Consider the following 16,419-nt stretch of genomic DNA (forward strand, 5'->3'; position numbering starts at 1 on the left):
ACCCGTGTCCTTTAACCACTACTACCAAAGCGAACTCACCGCACTTCGCCAGTTAGGTCGTCGATTCGCCGAGCGTAGCCCGGCGCTGGCGCCTTTCCTCGGCCAGGCCGGGCGGGATCCGGACGTGGAGCGGTTGCTGGAAGGCTTTGCGTTCCTGACCGGCCGCCTGCGTCAGAAGCTCGACGACGAGTTGCCGGAGCTCAGCCATTCGCTGATGCATTTGCTGTGGCCCAACTACATGCGCCCGCTGCCGGCGTTCAGCATTCTGCAGTTCGATCCGTTGAAGCGCTCGGGACCTGCGTTAATGGTCGAGCGCGACACGCCGGTCGAGAGTGTGCTGATCGATGACGTACGCTGCCGTTTCCGTACCTGCTACCCGACCGAAGTTTTGCCGCTGGATCTGGCCGCGCTGAATTACTCGGTGAAAGGCGATGGTTCGCTGTTGAGCCTGCGTCTGGAGATGAGCGCTGACGGTCACCTCGGCGAGCTGGAGCTGAGTCGTCTGCGTCTGCACTTCGCCGGTGAGCGCTACATCAGCCAGATGCTGTACCTGAGCCTGTTGCGCAACCTGGAAGGCATCGAGCTGATCCCGCTGGACGGTGCCGGCAAGCCCATCAACGGCGTCAACGGCACGCCAATGGCCTTCAAGATGCCCGGCGACCGCGTGCAGCCGGTGGGTTTTGCCGAAGAAGAGGCGTTGATCCCGTATCCGCTGAACACCTTCCGCGGCTACCGTTACTTGCAGGAATATTTCGCCTTCCAGGACAAATTCCTGTTCGTCGACGTCAACGGTCTGGACATTCTCAAGGCGCTGCCGGAAGACACGCTGAAGCAGATGCGCGGCCTCGAATTGCGCTTCGATATTCGCAAGAGCGGCATCCAGCGTCTGCGTCCGACGCTGGACAACGTGAAGCTCTACTGCACGCCGATCGTCAACCTGTTCAAGCACGACGCACTGCCGATCCGCCTCGACGGTAAACAGGACGAATACCTGCTGCTGCCGGCCGAATACGACCTGGAAAACTGCGGTGTGTTTTCGGTGGAAACCGTCACCGGCTGGAAGCCCGGCGGCCTCGGTTATCAGGAGTACGTGCCGTTCGAATCGTTCGAGCATGACCCGAGTTTCGACGTGCCCAACAGCCGTCCGCACTACAGCATTCGCCAGCGTTCGTCCTCGTTGCACAACGGCCTCGACACGTATCTGAGCTTCGGCATCCGTCACACCGAAGCCCACGAAACCCTGTCGATCGAGCTGATGTGCACCAACCAGAACCTGCCGCGCAAGCTCAAGCTCGGCGACATCTGCATGGCCTGCGAAGAGACGCCGGAGTTCCTCAGTTTCCGCAACATCACCCCGGCCACCCCCAGTTATGCGCCGCCGCTGAACCGTGACTTCCTCTGGAAGCTGATCAGCAACATGTCGCTTAACTATCTGTCGCTGGCCGACGTCAATGCGTTGAAGGTGATTCTCGAAACCTACGACCTGCCGCGCTACTACGACCAACACGCTGAAAAAGTCAGCAAGCGCCTGTTGGGCGGGCTCAAGTCGATCAAACACCAACACGTCGACCGCTTGCACCGAGGGTTGCCGGTACGCGGGTTGCGCACCGAGCTGACCATCGACCCGGAAGGGTATATCGGCGAGGGCGACCTGTTCGTTTTCGCTTCGGTTCTTAACGAGTTTTTCGCGCTTTACGCCAGTCTCAATTCGTACCACGAGCTGCGAGTAAAAAGCACACAGGGAGAGGTGTACCAATGGACACCACGTATGGGTCTGCAACCCCTGCTTTAAGCGGGCTGACCCGGGTAATACGCGAGTACTCGCTGTTTCAGGCCGTGCTGCTGGTGGTTGACCGGCTGCGCGAGGCGCACCCGTACCTGAGCGAAGACGATCTGTACGACCAGCTGGAATTCCAGGCCAACCCGAGCCTGGGTTTCCCCGGCAGTGACGTCGATCGCGTGGAGTTTTTCGAAGAGCACGGGCAGATGCGCGCGCGTCTGCGTTTCAACCTGATCGGCCTGGTCGGTTCCGGTTCGCCGCTGCCGGCGTTCTACGGCGAACAGGCCCTGGGCGATAGCGAAGACGGCAACCCGACCCGCAACTTCCTCGACCTGTTCCACCATCGCCTGCAACGGCTGATGCTGCCGATCTGGAAAAAATACCGCTACCGCGCAAGCTTCCAGAGCGGCGCCCTCGACCCGTTTTCGTCGCAGCTGTTTGCGTTGATCGGCCTCGGTGGCGAAGAGATCCGTCGGGCCCAGGAACTGAACTGGAAACGCCTGCTGCCGTACCTCGGCTTGCTCAGCTTGCGGGCGCACTCGGCGGCGCTGATCGAAGCGGTGCTGCGTTACTACTTCAAACATGCCGAACTGACCATCGAGCAGTGCATCGAGCGCCGCGTCGAAATCCTCGACGAGCAGCGCAATCGCTTGGGCCGCGCCAACAGCCTGCTCGGCGAAGACCTGGTGCTGGGCGAACACGTGCGCGACCGCAGCGGCAAATTCCGCATTCATATCCGCGAACTCGACTGGCAACGCTTCCACGAATTCCTGCCGATCGGTTTCGGCTACCAGCCGCTCTGCGCGCTGGTGCGGTTCACCCTGCGTGACCCGCTCGATTACGACATTCGCCTGGTGCTGCGCCAGGAAGAAATCCGCGAACTGCGCATCGGTGAGCAGAACGCCTGCCGCCTGGGATGGACCAGTTGGCTCGGCCGCGAAAAAGCGGACGGCGTGGTGACCCTGGGCAGCAAAATTCATTAAGGACAGATGACCAATGATCAACGTAGACCTGCAACAACTTATCCAGGCGCTGGACGCCGAAACCCGTCGTGACCTGGAAAGTTCGGCCGAACGCTGCGTCGCCCGTGGCGGCAGCAAGATCCTCGTCGAAGACTTGCTGCTGGGCTTGCTGGAGCGCCCGCAAGGCTTGCTCGCACGCGCGCTGCAAGACGCCGAAATGGATGCCGGTGAGCTGAGCGCAGCCTTGCAATCGCGGGTCGAGCACAGCGCTTCGCGCAACCCGGTGTTCGCCCCGGAACTGGTGCAGTGGCTGCAAGACGCGTTGCTGGTGGCCAACCTTGAATTGGGCCAGAGCCAGGTCGAGCAAGCCGCGTTGATCCTCGCACTGTTGCGCAATCCGATGCGCTACGCCGGCAGCCGCTACCAGTCGTTGCTGGCCAAACTGAACATCGAACGCCTGAAAGAATTCGCCCTGTCGCAGAAAGAACAACCGGCCACCGGTAAACCCGCTGTGCCGGGCGAATCGCTGCTGCAGCGCTTCACTCACAACCTTACCCAGCAGGCCCGCGACGGCAAACTCGACCCTGTGCTGTGCCGCGATGGCGCGATCCGGCAGATGGTCGACATCCTCGCCCGTCGCCGCAAGAACAACCCGATCGTGGTCGGTGAAGCCGGCGTCGGCAAAACCGCCATCGTCGAAGGCCTGGCCTCACGCATCGCCGCCGGTGAAGTGCCGCAAGTCTTGAAAGGCGTTGAGTTGCTGTCGCTGGACATGGGCCTGTTGCAGGCCGGCGCCAGCGTCAAAGGTGAGTTTGAACGTCGCCTCAAAGGCGTGATCGACGAAGTCAAAGCCTCGCCGAAACCGATCATCCTGTTCATCGACGAAGCTCACACACTGATCGGCGCGGGCGGCAACGCCGGCGGTTCCGACGCGGCCAACCTGCTCAAGCCAGCCCTGGCCCGTGGCGAGTTGCGCACCATCGCCGCCACCACCTGGGCGGAATACAAAAAATACTTTGAAAAAGACCCGGCCCTGGCCCGTCGCTTCCAACCGGTGCAACTGCACGAACCGACCGTCAGCGAAGCGGTGACCATCCTGCGTGGCCTGGCTCAGGTTTACGAGAAGAGCCACGGCATCTACCTGCGCGATGACGCGGTGGTTGCGGCGGCCGAGTTGTCCGCTCGTTATCTCGCGGGCCGTCAGCTGCCGGACAAAGCCGTCGACGTCCTCGACACCGCGTGCGCTCGCGTACGCATCAGCCTCGCCGCCGCGCCGGAAAGCCTTGAACGCTTGCGTGGTGAACTGGCTGAAGGTGGCCGTCAGCGTCAGGCCCTGCGCCGTGATGCTGAGGCTGGTCTGCTGATCGATCATGAAGCGCTGGACGCTTTGGAAGATCGCCTGGCCGAAGCCGAAGATGAAAGGGTCGCCCTCGAAGCGCTGTGGACCGAGCAGAAAGAAATGGCCGAGCGCCTGCTGGACCTGCGTCAGCAACTGGCCAAGGCTCGCGAAGCTGCCGCCGTCGATCCTACTGTCACGGTTGAAGAAGATGCCGAAGGCACCGTGATCGAAACCGTTGAAACGGCCGTGGACGAAGCGCAAAGCGTCGAAACGCTGGAAAGCGCACTCAACGAAACTCACAAAGCGCTGACCGAACTTCAGGTCAAAGAGCGTCTGGTGAGCTTCGAAGTCTGCCCGCGTCTGGTGGCCGAAGTGATCAGCGCCTGGACCGGCGTGCCATTGGCGCAACTGGCCCGCGAACACAACGCCAAGGTCGCGAGCTTCGCCACCGACTTGCGCACGCGCATTCGTGGTCAGGAACAAGCCGTTCACGCGCTGGACCGCTCGATGCGCGCCACCGCTGCCGGTCTGAACAAACCTGATGCACCGGTCGGCGTGTTCCTGCTGGTCGGCCCGAGCGGCGTCGGCAAGACCGAAACCGCGCTGGCCCTGGCGGACTTGCTCTACGGCGGTGATCGTTTCATCACCACCATCAACATGTCCGAGTTCCAGGAGAAACACACCGTCTCGCGCCTGATCGGTGCGCCGCCGGGCTACGTCGGTTACGGCGAGGGCGGCATGCTCACCGAAGCCGTGCGCCAGAAACCGTACTCGGTGGTGCTGCTCGATGAAGTCGAGAAAGCCGACCCGGACGTGCTGAACCTGTTCTACCAAATCTTCGACAAAGGCGTGGCCAACGACGGCGAAGGGCGCGAGATCGACTTCCGCAACACGCTGATCCTGATGACCTCGAACCTGGGCAGCGATCGCATTGCCGAGCTCTGTGAAAACGGCGCGCGGCCGTCGGCCGAAGTACTCGAAGAAACCATCCGCCCGGTGCTGAGCAAACACTTCAAACCGGCGCTGCTGGCGCGCATGCGTGTGGTGCCTTACTACCCGGTGGGCGGCCCGGTTCTGCGCGAGCTGATCGAAATCAAACTCGGCCGTTTGGGCGAGCGCCTGAACCGTCGTCAGCTGGATTTCACTTACTCGCAAGACCTCGTCGATCACTTGGCCGAACGCTGCACCCAGAGCGACAGCGGCGCACGCCTGATCGACCATCTGCTGGACCTGCACGTGCTGCCGTTGGTGGCCGACCGCTTGCTCGATGCGATGGCCACGGGCGAAAGCCTCAAGCGTGTCCACGCGACGCTAGACGGCAACGCCAGCGTGACGTGCGAGTTCGTCTGAGGTGGGCGTGATGTTCACTCAAGTGCCGCAACCGCTGGTCTATGCCGAAGCCTTGCTGGCGCAGTTTGCCAGCCTGTCGCGCGCGGCGGACGGTGCTGCGCTGCTGGGTGACTTCGTGCGCGGGTTGGCCGAGCTCAGCGGTTGCGAGTTGACGCAGCTGTATCTGCTGGACGCGACTCACACGTGCCTGGGGATGAACGCCGAATGCCTGAACGGCATCTTGCAACCCCGGGAAGCGGCGAGCCTGCCGGCGGATTACAACGGTGAACAGCTGCTGCAATTCGCCCTGTGCCAGAACCGCGTGGTATGCCTCAGCGAGCTGAGCGGCAGCCTGCACGAAACCAGTTTCCTGCCGCCTCAGGCCATGCCCTGGCAGTCGCTGTTGTGTGTACCGTTGGTCAATCAGCAGAAAGCCGTCGAAGGCTTGCTGCTGTGCGCCAGTCGCCGGCATGTCGACCTGCAAGGCTTTGCCGATTCCCTCGGTCAACTCGGTTCGTTCGTGCTCGGTCAACTGCATTTGCTGCAACGTCTGCGTAAGCCGACCGGTGATGCACGACCGGCGAAGGTCAGCGTTCCCAGCGCCAGCGGTTACGGTTTGATCGGCAAGAGTTCGGCCATGCGCCAGACCTATTCGCTGATCAGCAAAGTCCTGCACAGCCCGTACACGGTGCTGCTGCGTGGCGAAACCGGCACCGGCAAAGAAGTGGTCGCGCGGGCGATTCACGATTGCGGCCCACGCCGTTCCCAGGCGTTCATCGTGCAGAACTGCGCGGCGTTCCCCGAGAACCTGCTGGAAAGCGAACTGTTCGGCTATCGCAAAGGTGCGTTCACCGGTGCTGATCGCGACCGTGCCGGGCTGTTCGATGCGGCTAACGGCGGCACCTTGCTGCTCGATGAAATCGGCGACATGCCGTTGTCCCTGCAAGCCAAGCTGTTGCGGGTTCTACAGGAAGGCGAGATCCGCCCGTTGGGTTCCAACGACACCCACAAGATCGACGTGCGCATCATCGCCGCGACGCACCGGGATTTGTCGGTGCTGGTCAGCGAAGGCAAATTTCGCGAGGACTTGTACTACCGCCTCGCGCAATTCCCGATCGAGTTGCCGGCCCTGCGTCAGCGCGAAGGCGACATCCTCGATCTGGCCCGGCACTTCGCCGACAAGGCCTGCTCGTTCTTGCAACGGGACGCCGTGAGTTGGTCCGATGCGGCGCTGGATCACCTGTCCGGTTATACCTTCCCCGGCAACGTGCGTGAACTCAAAGGCCTGGTCGAACGTGCGGTGCTGCTGTGCGAGGGCGGTGAGTTACTGGCCGAGCATTTCTCTCTGCGCATGGAAGCCATGCCGGAAGACAGCAGCGGCCTGAACCTGCGCGAACGCCTGGAACAGGTCGAGCGCAGTCTGCTGCTCGATTGCCTGCGCAAAAACGACGGCAACCAAACCCTTGCCGCCCGCGAATTAGGCCTGCCGCGCCGCACGCTGCTGTATCGCCTCGGGCGCCTGAATATCAATTTGGGTGATTTCGATGGGTAGGCAAACGACCGTCGATTTCACCTTGTCCGCTTCTAACAGCGCCGCCCAAACGGGTCGGCGCTTTGTCCTTTGTCTACCCCTGGAGACCCTCTGATGTCTGTTCGTCACTGGCAAGCCGTCCTGCTGACCCTCGTCGTTCTATGCGGCCTCGGCGGCTGTAGCGGCAATTACAAATACAACGACAACACCTATCGCCCATTGGGTGATCCGCAGGCGGTCAATCGCGGCAAGTGACCGCAAGGAGTATCACCATGGAACTGGTTTTCGAAATGCTCAACACCAAGCAGTTCGTGCCCACGGATTTGTGCCAGAAGACCTTCAAACAGGCCGGTGGCGTGATCGGTCGGGGTGAGGATTGCGACTGGATCATCCCCGACCGCAAGCGTCACCTGTCCAACCATCACGCGTTGATCAGCTACCGCGAAGGCACGTTTTTCCTGACCGATACCAGCAGCAACGGTATCCAGGACAGCGAAAGCGGCGCGCGCCTGCGCAAAGGCGAAGCGATGCGCATCGAGCACGGCAGTGTCTACGTGTTGGGTGACTTCGAGATCCGTGCGCGGCTGGTGCGCGACCCGGCGACCTTCGACGTTGAAGTCGGCCGCCCGCAAGCGGCGGGCAGCATCATTCCGGACGATGCGTTTCTCGATCTCGACCCGCTCAATGCCCTTGATCAGCAAGAGCGCGTGTACTCGGAAATCGACGAGCTGATCTCCCCGAGCACGACCATCGAGGACACCCGTCAGCGCGCCGACTATGCGCGCATCGACATGGAAAGCCTGATGGTGCCGGAGCTGATCAACGCCCCGGCAGAGCCAGCCCCCGCGCCACCGCCCAAAGCGGTCGAGCGTCAGAGCGAAGGTTTCTGGGAGCACTTCGGTGCGGCGCTGGGCGTGGACCTCAAAGGTCTGGACCACGACGCCCGCGAAGCCCTGGCGCTGAACGCTGCACGCTTGCTCAAGCAAAGCGTTGGCGGTTTACAGCAGAGCCTGCGCACCCGCAGCGAACTGAAAAACGAACTGCGTCTGGCCCAGACCACCGTGCAAGGCACCCAAAAGAACCCGCTGAAATTTGCCGTCGATGCCGGCGAAGCGTTGGGCATTTTGTTGCAGCCGAACAAGCCGGGCCAGTTGCCGGCCGAGCAGGCGATCTCCCGTGCGTTCCGCGATTTGCAGGCGCATCAGGTGGCCTTGCTGACCGCCAGCCGTGCGGCGGTTCGCGGCACGCTGGAGCACTTCTCGCCACAGCAATTGACCCTGCGTTTCGAACGCGACAACAAGCCGTTGCTCGCCACGTCCGGCAGTCGCTGGAGAGCTTACGGTCGTTATCACCAGGCCCTGCGTCAGGACGATGACTGGAGCGAGCGCCTGCTGGCCCGAGACTTCGCTCAAGCCTACGAAGAACAGATCCGCCTGATTTCCACCCTTCACACCGACCACCAAGGATGATGCGCATGTCTCGCTGCTCGACCGCTTTTTTCAAGACGCTGACGGCGTTCGCGGCCCTGGTGCTGCTGGCCGGTTGCTCGTCGCTGTCGCCGTATTCCCACGTCACCAAGCTCAACCTGAAGCTGACCGCCAGCGATCAGCTGAACCCGGACCTCAATGGGCGTCCGTCGCCGATCGTTGTGCGTCTGTTCGAGCTCAAGCATCCGGTGACATTCGAGAACGCTGACTTCTTCAGCCTGTACGAGCGCGCGAAGGAATCCCTTGCCCCGGACCTGGTGGCCAGCGAAGAAATCGAACTGCGTCCAGGTGAAACCGTGGAGATGAAACTCAGCGTGGAGGAGGGCAGCCGCTACGTCGGCATCCTCGCCGCCTACCGCGATCTGCCGGAAACCAAATGGCGCTACACGGTGCAAGTCACCCCGGTGGAAGTCACCGACGCTGATCTGACCCTCGACCAGGCTGGTATTCGCAACAGCAACGAAACGCTCGCCAAGGCGGATGACTGATCATGAATTCCCATAAAGTGATTTGGCAGGAAGGCATGCTGCTGCGTCCGCAGCACTTCCAGCACAACGATCGCTACTACGACCACCAGATGAAGACCCGCACGCAGTTGCTGGGCAGCTACACCTGGGGCTTCCTGAACCTGGACATCGACTTGCAGTTCCTCAACATGGGCAAACTGGTGATCAGCCAGGCCTCGGGGATTCTGCCGGACGGCAGCCTGTTCGAACTCGGTGGCAACACCGAACCGCTGGCGCTCGACGTACCGCCGAACACCGGCAATACGCCGATCTACCTGGCGCTGCCGCTGGTCACCGGTAACCACATCGAGTCGCGTCGTCCGGAGCAATCCGACGTGCTGGCGCGCTACACCGCGTACGAAGCGGAAGTCGCCGACTCTAACGCCGGCGACGACTCCGCCAGCCAGGTCAGCTGCGGCCGCCCGGACTTCAAACTGTTGCTCGGTGAGCAGCAGAGCGACCAGGCCTACGTGAAACTGAAGATCTGCGAAGTGCTCGACACCACGCCCGACGGCGTGATCAGCCTCGACCCGGATTTCGTGCCGACCTACATTCAGGCGCACTCGTCCAGCTACCTGCTGTCGTGCCTCAAAGAAGTGATCAGCATGCTCGGCCACCGGGGCGACACCATCGCCGAGCGCATCCGCTCGAACGGCAAAGTCGGTGGCGCGGAAGTCGGCGACTTCATGATGCTGCAACTGATCAACCGCACCGAACTGCTGCTGCGTCACTACCTCGGCCTGGAGCAGGTTCACCCGGAAGAGTTGTACCGCGCGCTGCTGACCATGCTCGGCGATTTGGCGACGTTTTCCAGCGACAGCAAACGCCCGCGTCTGGACAGCCGTTACCAGCACAGCGACCAGGGCGCGAGCTTCCGCAAGCTGATGGAAGCGATTCGTCAGGTACTGTCGATGGTGCTCGAACAGCACGCCATCGAACTGGTCCTGCAAGCGCGCCAGTACGGGATCATCGTCTCGCCGTTGCACGACCACAAACTGCTGGGCTCGGCCTCGTTCGTGCTGGCGGCCAGCGCCAACTGCGACTCCGAAGAACTGCGCCATCGCTTGCCGGCGCACCTCAAGGTCGGCCCGGTGGAGCGCATCCGCCAACTGGTCAACCTGCATCTGCCGGGCATCAAGGTCAAACCGTTGCCGGTGGCCCCGCGGCAGATCGCGTTCCACTCCAACAAAACCTATTTCATTCTCGAACTCAGTTCCGAAGACCTGGCACAACTCGAGCGCTCCGGCGGCTTCGCGTTCCATGTGTCCGGCGAATTCGCCGAGCTTGAACTGAAATTCTGGGCCATCAGGAACTGACCGACATGATCAAGGACATGGAACATACCCAGGACGATAAAACCGTCCTGCTCGACCGCCAGGGCCACGGCCCTGCTTCGAGCCCGCTGACAGATTTCGCCGCACCGCCGCGTTTTGAACAGCTGGAAGAGCGGATGATCTATGCCGCGCGCTTGCGCCCGGCCGAAGCCTTCAACATCAGCCTCAATTCGCTGGTGGCCGCCGCCTCCGACCTGTTGTCGGAAGTGGTGCGACTCAAGCACAGCGACACCCGCGAAGACATGTACGCGCTCAACGAGCGGCTGACCGCCGGGCTGAAACTGTTTGAAGTGCGGGCGCTGCACAACGGCGCCGAAAGCAGCCAGGTGATGGCCGCGCGTTACGTGCTGTGCACCGTGGTCGACGAAGCCGTCGTGACCACGCCGTGGGGCAACGAAAGCGAGTGGTCGCAGATGAGCCTGCTCAGCAGCTTCCACAACGAAACCTTCGGCGGCGAGAAGTTCTTCCAGCTGCTGGATCGCCTGTCGAAAAACCCGGTCAAGCACCTGCCGATGCTGGAGCTGATGTACCTGTGCCTGTCCCTCGGTTTCGAAGGCAAGTACCGCGTGCAAGCCCGCGGCATGCTCGAGCTCGAAGGCATCCGCGACGCCTTGTATCGCCAGATTCGTCAGTTGCGCGGCGACGTGCCTCGCGAACTGTCGCCGCATTGGGAAGGCTTGAACGATCAGCGCCGCAGCCTGGTGCGCATCGTACCGGCGTGGATGGTGGTGCTGTTCACCGTGGTTTGCCTGGTGGTGATGTATTCGGGCTTCGCCTGGGTATTGGGCGAGCAACGCGAAACCGTTCTGCAACCTTATCAGCAGCTAGATCCGGCCGCGGTCCAGCCGCAGTCGCAGCCGTAAACAGGGACGTGTGATGAAAAAGTTTTTCAAGAAAGTCGGCGCATTCTTGCGTCAGACCTGGGTCTGGACCTTGCTGCTGGTGCTGTTTGTCGCGCTGCTGGTGTGGTTCGTCGGGCCGCTGCTGGCGGTCAATGACTACAAGTTCTGGGAAGGTTCGACCTCCCGCCTGCTGACCATCAGTGTGCTGTTCCTGATTTGGGGCCTGACCATGGTCTTCGTCAGCTGGCGCGCTGGCGTACGCAAGAAAGCCATCGAAGACACCGAAGACGGCCAGGATCGTATCCGCCGTGAAGAGCTGATCGACGAAGAGCAGAAAGAGCTTCGCGTGCGCTTCAAGGATGCGTTGAAAACCCTGAAGACCTCGAGCCTCTATCGCGGTCGCAGCGAACGCTGGCGCAGCGATTTGCCTTGGTACCTGCTGATCGGTCCACAGGGCAGCGGCAAGACCAGCCTGCTGGACTTCTCGGGCCTTGAGTTTCCGATCAACAAGATCGACCGCAAACTGACCCGCGACACCCTCGGCACCCGTCATTGCGACTGGTACTTCGCCGACCACGGTGTGCTGATCGACACCGCCGGGCGTTACCTGACCCAGCCGGATGCCGAAGTCGATGGCAGCGCCTGGAGCACCTTGCTCGACCTGCTGCGCAAGCGTCGCCGCAACCGTCCGTTGAACGGCGTGCTGGTGACCATTCCGGTGGAAATGCTGCTGGGCAACACCGAGCAAGACCTCGACACCCTGGCTCGCCAGGTGCGTGCCCGTCTGCAAGACGTGCATCAAAAACTGCACGTCGATGTGCCGGTTTATCTGGTGCTGAGCAAGGCTGACAAGCTGCTCGGTTTCGACGAGTTCTTCGATCAACTGACCCGCGAAGAAAGCGATCAGGTGCTCGGCACCAGCTTCCGCAAAGAGCAGAGCGGCACCGACGTCGCCGTGCTGCGCGCCGAGTTCGAAGAACTGCTGCGTCGCCTGAACAGCCAAGTGATCATGCGCATGCACCAGGAGCGCGACACCCAGCGCCGTGGTCGCATTCTCGACTTCCCGCATCAACTGGGGCAGATCGGCGAGCGCTTGTGCCTGTTCGTCGACATGGCGTTCACCGGCAACCGCTACCAGCGTGTCAGCCAGTTGCGCGGTTTCTACCTGACCAGCGCACCGCACCTGACTCAAGAGATGGACCAGACCACCGCCGGCATCGGCGCCAATCTGGGGATGAACGCTGGCATGCTGCCGACTTTGCGCAGCGGTCGTTCGCGCTTCATTCACCATTTGCTGAGCCGCGTTATCTTCCCGGAAGCCGATCTGGCCGGTCTGGACAAGCGCGAACGCAGCCGCATCCATTGGGGCCAACGTGCCCTGTACGTAGGCGCATTGGCGGCGCTGGGCCTGTTCGGCATGCTGTGGGCGGGCGGATTCTCGGCCAACTACGAGCGTCTGGAAAACCTGCGTAACCTGGCTACCAACTGGACCCAGCAACGTTCGGCCCTGACCGCGCGTGATGATTCCATGGCCGTGCTCAAGCCCCTCGACACCCGCTACGCGGCGACTCAGGTCTTCCCGAAAAAAGGTGACGTGTCGTACCACGAGCGCGGCGGTCTGTATCAGGGCGAAGAGGTCAATCCGGTGGTCAAGCAGGCCTACGAGCGTGAGCTTGAAGTGCAACTGCTGCCGAAGGTCGCGACGCTGCTGGAAGGGCAGATCCGCGCCAACATGAAGGATCGCGAACGCCTGCTCAACAGCCTGCGTGCGTACCTGATGTTGAACATGAAAGACCGTCGCGACGGCCCGTGGCTCAAGGATTGGGTGGCCACCGAATGGTCCCAGCGTTACGCCGGCAACACCGCCGTGCAGAACGGTTTGAACACGCACTTCGAGCGTTTGCTGAAGCAGCCGTTTATCTATCCGCTGAACGATCAACTGGTAGCGCAAGCGCGTCAGGTACTGCGCAGCGAATCGCTGGCCAACGTGGTTTACCGGATGCTGCGCGAGCAGGCCCGCAACCTGCCGGAATACCGTCTGAGCCAACACATCGGCCCGCAGGCTTCGCTGTTTGTCGGCACGGAATACGTGATCCCGGGTTTCTACACCCAACAGGGTTATCAGCAGTACTTCTCGGTTCAGGGCTCTGCGCTGGTCACCGATATCCTGCGTGACAACTGGGTGCTGGGCGAAGGCTCGGGCATCAGCGGCATGGACTTGCGTCGCCTGATGGTCGAACTGGAGCAACTGTACTTCCGCGACTACGCCAACTTCTGGAGTGAAGCAGTCGGGCAGGTTGCCTTGCCACCGATCAACGATGCGGGCGAGGGCGCCGAGCAATTGGCGGGCCTGACTTCGGCCAATTCTCCAGTGCTGCAACTGCTGGTGGAAGTGCGCGAGAACACCCGGTTCCCGGCAGAAGCCGAACCGGCTGAGCAAGCGGCTGATGCCGCTGGAGCACTGGCCGATCAGAAAGGCAAATTGGGCAAGCTGGGCAAACTGGCGTCTGCCGCAGCGGACCAGGCTTCGGAGATGGCGGCGATCAAAAACCTGCCGGATACCGCAAAGAAATTCCTGCAACGCCGCTTCGAACCGCTGCACCGTTTGCTGGATGACAACAACGGCCCGGCCGCTGATTTGACCCCGGCGCTGACGGCACTCAACGACCTGCAACTGCAACTGGCGAGCCTGGCGCGTGCCAGTGCGCCGGAACAGGCTGCGTTCGAAATGGCCAAGACCCGCATGAGTGGCCAGCGTGATGCGCTGAGCAACCTGCGCAATGCCTCCAACCGTCTGCCGCGTCCGGTCAGCGTGTGGTTCAACGTACTGGCTGAAGACACCTGGCGTCTGGTGCTGAACGATTCCTACCAGTACCTGAACCAGCGTTATCAGAGCGAGCTGTACAGCTTCTATGGCAAGGCGATCAACAAGCGTTACCCGTTCAGCGCCCACAGCACCAGCGACGTTGCGATCAGCGACTTCCGCGAGTTCTTCAAGGCGCAGGGCATCAACGATCGCTTCTTTGAAACCTACATGCGTCCGTTCGTGAGTGGCGATCCAGGCAACTATCGTCTGCGCAGCATCGACGGGCACAGCATGCCGATCTCCAAGGTCTACCTTGACCAGATGGCCGCGGCACAAGTGATTCGCCAGAGCTTCTTCTCGATCAACCCGGCCGAACCGCAAGTGCAATTCAAACTGGAGCCGTACACCCTCGACCCGGCCGTCAGCCGTTCCGAGTTCAAGTTTGGCGACAAGACCATCGAATACCGCCACGGCCCGATCGTGCCGGTGTCGTTCAAATGGCCGACCGATGCTGAAGACGGTCGCACCAGCCTGGTCCTCGACAAAATGGCCGGCCGCCCGATCGGCATCGAGAAGAACACCGGCCCATGGTCGCTGTTCCGTCTGTTCGACCTGATGCAGACCGAGTACCTGAGCGGTCGCGATGTGCTGGTGCTCAAAGCTGACGTTGGCGGCCTGCGCGCCAATTACCTGCTTAGCAGCCAGCGCACACCAAACCCGTTCGACATGGGCGTGCTGCGTACCTTCCGTATGCCGGTGCAGCTCTGATGCTGGTTGCCAGTCCCTGGCGCAGCGCTGCGCGTACCGATCCGGGCAAGGTTCGGGCGCGCAACGAAGATGCTTTTCTCGATTGCCCACAGCAGGGGCTGTGGGTGGTCGCGGATGGCATGGGCGGTCATCAGGGTGGCGACATCGCCAGCCAGTTGATCGTCGCCAGCCTGGCGGAATTGCCGGTGCAGGACGACTTCGACGAACGACTCAAAGGCATCCGCCAGTGCCTGCACTGGCTCAACCGTCGCTTGGGTCAGGAGTTGACCGTCACGGCCGGGCGCCACGACAGCATCATGGGCAGCACCGTGGTGGCGCTGCTGGTGGAAGGTAATCGCGCGGCCTGCATCTGGGCCGGCGACAGCCGTTGCTACCTGTGGCGTGGCCAGCGCTTGTATCAGCTGTCCAAGGACCATTCGCTGCAACAGCAACTCATCGACGAGCAGAACATGAGCGTCGAGGACGCCCGTGCACATCCTTCCGCTCATGCCCTGACCCGTGCGGTCGGGGCAGCCGATGTGCTGACGCTGGACGTGCTCGAACTCGAGGTTTACCCCGGCGATACGTTTCTGTTGTGCAGCGACGGTTTGTACCAGGGGCTGAGCACCGATGCCTTGGGCAACGCCCTGAGCCTGACCGCGCCGCACGTTGCGCTGGAGCGTCTGTTCGACGGTGCTTTGCGTGGCTCGGCCCGGGACAATCTGACTGCTGTGGTGATCCGAAAATGACTCAACTCATGCCGCCGCTCGACGACCTGCTGGTGACTGACGAGGAAGCCAATAACCTGACTTACTTTGCGTTCGCCAAATCGCACAAAGCAGAGCCCGCACTGGCGCCTACAAAGGCCAGCATCGGCGAAATGCCGGACGTACTCGCAGGCCGTTACCGCATCGAGCGCCTGCTCGGTGCCGGAGGCATGGGCGCGGTTTACCGCGCACGGGATCTGCTGAGTGAGCAGTTCGGCGATCCCGACCCTTACATCGCGCTGAAAATCCTCAGCGAAGAATTTGCCGAATCGCCGGACGCCAGTGCCTTGCTCTACAGCGAGTTCGCCCTGACCCGACGCCTGCGCCACGACAACGTGCTGCGTTTGCACAGCTTTGAAGTGGACACCGACTGCCAGCGCGCCTTCATCACCATGGAACTCATGCGTGGGCTGACCCTGGACAAACTACTCTGCGAGCGGCCCCTGGGCCTGCCGTGGAAAGAACTGCGCGACATCGCGCTGCCGCTGCTCGACGCGCTGGCCTTCGCCCACGCTCGCGGCGTGCTGCACGGTGACATGAAACCGAGCAACGTCATGCTCAGCGAAGAAGGCGTGCGCCTGTTCGACTTCGGTCTGGGCCAGGCCGAGGAGGGCATCCTGCCCGGCCTGCCACACCTGAGCCGCAACCGCTTCAACGCCTGGACCCCCGGCTACGCCGCCCCCGAACTGCTCGAAGGCCAGCCGCTGTCAGCCAGAGCGGATGTCTACGGCGTGGCCTGCGTGCTCTACGAATTGGCCGGCGGCAAACACCCGTTCCGCCGCTTGCCCTCGACCGAAGCCCGCGACGGCCACCTCGAACGCGAGCTGCACGCCCCCAGGAATCTCCCGAAACACTGCTGGCCAGCCCTGCGAACGGCGCTGGCATTCAATGCGGCAGATCGAACGATCACTGCCGCCCAACTGCGTGACGCTATGGGCGCCACATCGACTTGGCTGCAACGCCTGCGACTGCGGGCGTAACGGATGATT

Annotated in this window: 12 protein-coding genes; all 12 read left to right on the forward strand. The window is 62.0% G+C overall.

All coding sequences use genetic code 11. From position 1 onward, the window contains the following. Positions 1-4 precede the first annotated feature (4 nt). The 12 genes from tssF (at position 5) to ACMXYJ_RS02000 (ending at position 16,410) form a co-directional block, all read left to right on the forward strand. Positions 5-1,792 carry a type VI secretion system baseplate subunit TssF gene (gene tssF, locus ACMXYJ_RS01945; RefSeq protein WP_415758603.1) on the forward strand — a complete coding sequence of 596 codons (1,788 nt, stop codon included), beginning with the start codon at positions 5-7 and terminating at the stop codon, positions 1,790-1,792. Further along, on the forward strand, positions 1,756-2,763 hold the full coding sequence (tssG, locus tag ACMXYJ_RS01950; protein WP_033059313.1) for a type VI secretion system baseplate subunit TssG: 1,008 nt from the start codon (positions 1,756-1,758) through the stop codon (positions 2,761-2,763). Before tssF ends, tssG begins: the two co-directional genes overlap by 37 nt. 13 nt (positions 2,764-2,776) lie before the next feature. Next, positions 2,777-5,431 carry a type VI secretion system ATPase TssH gene (gene tssH, locus ACMXYJ_RS01955; RefSeq protein ID WP_415758604.1) on the forward strand — a complete coding sequence of 885 codons (2,655 nt, stop codon included), beginning with the start codon at positions 2,777-2,779 and terminating at the stop codon, positions 5,429-5,431. Positions 5,432-5,441: 10 nt separating this feature from the next. Then, positions 5,442-6,962, forward strand: coding sequence for a sigma-54 interaction domain-containing protein (locus ACMXYJ_RS01960; RefSeq protein ID WP_415758605.1), 1,521 nt, complete (start codon positions 5,442-5,444; stop codon positions 6,960-6,962). Positions 6,963-7,055: 93 nt separating this feature from the next. Next, positions 7,056-7,196 carry a hypothetical protein gene (locus ACMXYJ_RS01965; protein WP_008150087.1) on the forward strand — a complete coding sequence of 47 codons (141 nt, stop codon included), beginning with the start codon at positions 7,056-7,058 and terminating at the stop codon, positions 7,194-7,196. Between the two features lie 17 nt (positions 7,197-7,213). After that, on the forward strand, positions 7,214-8,410 hold the full coding sequence (tagH, locus tag ACMXYJ_RS01970) for a type VI secretion system-associated FHA domain protein TagH (protein WP_095126894.1): 1,197 nt from the start codon (positions 7,214-7,216) through the stop codon (positions 8,408-8,410). A 5-nt stretch (positions 8,411-8,415) separates the two neighbouring features. Beyond that, complete coding sequence (gene tssJ, locus ACMXYJ_RS01975) at positions 8,416-8,916, forward strand: type VI secretion system lipoprotein TssJ (RefSeq protein WP_008150089.1); 501 nt, start codon at positions 8,416-8,418, stop codon at positions 8,914-8,916. Between the two features lie 2 nt (positions 8,917-8,918). Further along, entirely contained in the window at positions 8,919-10,250 is a 1,332-nt protein-coding gene (gene tssK, locus ACMXYJ_RS01980; RefSeq protein ID WP_415758606.1) for a type VI secretion system baseplate subunit TssK, read from the forward strand. Positions 10,251-10,255: 5 nt separating this feature from the next. Beyond that, positions 10,256-11,131, forward strand: coding sequence for a type IVB secretion system protein IcmH/DotU (icmH, locus tag ACMXYJ_RS01985; protein WP_046045023.1), 876 nt, complete (start codon positions 10,256-10,258; stop codon positions 11,129-11,131). 13 nt (positions 11,132-11,144) lie between these two features. Then, on the forward strand, positions 11,145-14,684 hold the full coding sequence (tssM, locus tag ACMXYJ_RS01990; protein ID WP_415758607.1) for a type VI secretion system membrane subunit TssM: 3,540 nt from the start codon (positions 11,145-11,147) through the stop codon (positions 14,682-14,684). After that, positions 14,684-15,412: a PP2C family protein-serine/threonine phosphatase gene (locus ACMXYJ_RS01995; protein ID WP_309675623.1), complete on the forward strand. Its 729-nt coding sequence runs from the start codon at positions 14,684-14,686 to the stop codon at positions 15,410-15,412. Before tssM ends, ACMXYJ_RS01995 begins: the two co-directional genes overlap by 1 nt. Next, the gene (locus tag ACMXYJ_RS02000; RefSeq protein ID WP_415758608.1) at positions 15,409-16,410 is read left to right on the forward strand and encodes a serine/threonine-protein kinase; all 1,002 of its coding nucleotides are present in this window, start codon (positions 15,409-15,411) and stop codon (positions 16,408-16,410) included. The genes ACMXYJ_RS01995 and ACMXYJ_RS02000 overlap by 4 nt, the downstream gene beginning before the upstream one ends. Positions 16,411-16,419: the final 9 nt, after the last annotated feature.

This window comes from Pseudomonas arabinosi, assembly GCF_047758675.1.
Classification (GTDB): Bacteria; Pseudomonadota; Gammaproteobacteria; order Pseudomonadales; family Pseudomonadaceae; genus Aquipseudomonas; species Aquipseudomonas arabinosi.